At 60.7% G+C, this 2570-nt stretch carries 2 protein-coding genes; both read right to left on the bottom strand.

Features of this window, described 5'->3' with window-relative positions:
- The coding region (locus AC629_RS43850; RefSeq protein ID WP_210419238.1) for a CoA transferase at positions 1 to 1246 on the bottom strand (1246 nt) is incomplete at its 3' end.
- Positions 1247 to 1315: 69 nt separating this feature from the next.
- A partial coding sequence (locus AC629_RS43855) for an MFS transporter (protein WP_084810782.1) occupies positions 1316 to 2570 on the bottom strand: 1255 nt, incomplete at its 5' end.

A 2570-nucleotide genomic window follows, 5' to 3' on the forward strand; every position in this document is an offset into this window, starting at 1 on the left:
TGGCTGACTGGCAAAGCGAGACGTGCACTGAATAGCTGCCGCCTTCCCGCGCCCGTCGCGCCAGCGCCAGCATGACACCGTACGCTGCCAGATAGCCCGTCATGTAGTCACACATTGGTGCAAAAACGAGCTTCGGCGTTCCGTCACCGCTCAACTGGCCGTTGGTATGGCAAATGCCTGTCACGGCCTGCGCAACCTGCTCCCATCCTGCTCGTGAGGCAAATGGCCCCCCTGACCCGAAACAGCTAATGGTCACGTGTATGATCCCTGGCCTCTTCTCCGCCAGGGCTTCAACTCCGAACCCCCGGCTGGCGAGGCGGCCAGGTCGGTAACCGTCGATGAAGACATCGGCGTTGGCAGCAAGCGCCATTAAACGCCTGGCCCCTTCTGCGCGCGTGATGTCGAGAAAACAACTGCGCTTGCCTTGGCTGGTGTCACGAACGTGTTCCGGCGTCTGCGGCAAGTCTGGGGCGGTTACCATCAGCACATCGGCACCATGCTCGGCCAGAGTCCGGCCGGCGATCGGCCCGGCCAGGATGCGCGTGAGATCGAGCACCCGAACCCCAGAGAGTGGCCGCTCGCCAGGATGAAACGGTTCCGGAGCACTGTCGCTGATCCGGGTGATCTCGATGGCAGGCTTATCGGCGAGGTAGCGACCTTGAGCGTGCAGCAACCACTCCTGTGCGGTGCGGATCTTGCCGCCACAGGCATCAGCCGCGGCGATCGCCTCCTCGAGTTCATCGGAATTCCATCTGCCTACCGCCTCTTGGACCGATTGCGGTGTGCTTTCGCAGTCCAGCACTTCCAGAACCCGTGCTGCGAGGTGAGGCAGATTGAAGTGAGGCAGCACCCAGCGGTCATCCGCCGCTTGCCATGGTTGCGTCACGGAAATCATGTGCGTCATCGCGTCTCGAATCGGGATGATGCGATAGTCGCCGGTCGCGCCGCGCAGCTGGGTATAGTCCACGGTCCGCAGCGTCGCAGCGGCATGGCGCAGGTCCAGCTGGATCTTCTGACGGCTCCCGGTCCGGGCTTGCCAGATGTCGTTCGCCGCAACGCCCGTGGCGGCGAGCGCCGCAGCGACACTCTCGCCGACTCGAAATGGTGTCTCGTAGAACGGATCGTGACCGTGGATCGCGACTTCGCCGGCAGACACATCATCGCGACCACGCAAGAGCATCAACTCCTCGAAGCCTGTAATATCTCTCGGCGCGGCGCAAAGAGTGTGTTGAGCCTTTAGTGCCATCTGATCTCCCGGTGTCGTGCAGAATCGCGAATTTGGACCAGCGTCGTCGTCTCTCATCCGCCGTGGCGGTTAGGCGTTCTTGACCAAGCCCTTGAGAGCGATGGTTGCGATGATCGCTACGACCAGTATGCCGGCCATGCCGAGCATTCCGAGGTCGTAGGACTTCGTCGCGTCCTTCAGCCAGCCCATCATGAAAGGTCCAACAAAGCCGCCGAGAGAGCCGACTGAGTTGATGAAAGCAAGACCGCCTGCCGCCGCTGCGCCGGTAAGGAAGACCTGTGGCACCGTGTAGAAGATCATCCGAGCCGAAATGACGCCGCACAGACTGATCGTGACCCAAACCATGGCCGAGATGAGGGACTGAAAGTAGACCGACATCACGAGGCCGGAAACGCCGAGCACGAGCGTGAAGATCAGCGCATAGATCTTGAGTCCGGTCTTATCGGCGAAGTGCGCGATTGCAAACGTAGATAAAGTCGCGAAGAGAAACGGAATCGCGGAGAGCCACCCGATCATCGAGATAGACAGATCATGGCCTTTCAGAATCAAAGGCAGCCATACGCTGAGCCCGTAGGAGCCGACGGTATAGCAGAACACGATCAGCGCAGACAGCAGGACACGCGCGTCCTTCATTGCAGTGAGGAGGTCCTTCTTTGGCCGCTCGTGAACCTCGCTCGCGAGCGCTCCCACCAGCGACTGCCGCTCCACAGGCGTCAACCAGGCTGCCTGTTCTGGCGTGTCGGACAGAACTTTAAGGCAGAGAAGGCCCAGCACCACAGCTGGCAACCCCTCTATGATGAACATCCACTGCCAGCCTGCCAAACCGAGGGTACCCTCAAGCTGCATCAGCGAGACCGAGATCGGACCGCCTACGAGCTGGGAGAGCGGGGCCGCGGCTACAAACGCAGCCATGGCACGGGTGCGGTATTGGCTTGGGAACCAGATGGAGAGATACCAGATAACCCCCGGAAAGAACCCCGCCTCGAACGCCCCAAGAACGAAGCGAACGAAATAGAAGCTGAACGGCCCGACGACGAGCGCATTTGCTGTGGCAGCGATGCCCCAGGTAATCATGATCCGCGCAAGCCAGCGGCGTGCGCCGAATCGGTACATGGCGAGATTGCTTGGCACTTCGAACAAGCAATAACTGACAAACAGAATGCCTGCGCCCCAGCCGAACTGGGTCGCCGTGAGGCCTATCGCTTTGTTCATTTCGAGGGCGGCGAAGCCGACGCTGGTGCGGTCAAGGAAGTTGACTACGTACGCGAGCGCCAGAAACGGAATTATTCGCAGCGTGGCTTTCCGCATCGCGCTCTTGAGGGGG

The organism is Bradyrhizobium sp. NAS80.1 (assembly GCF_001908205.1).
GTDB lineage: Bacteria > Pseudomonadota > Alphaproteobacteria > Rhizobiales > Xanthobacteraceae > Bradyrhizobium.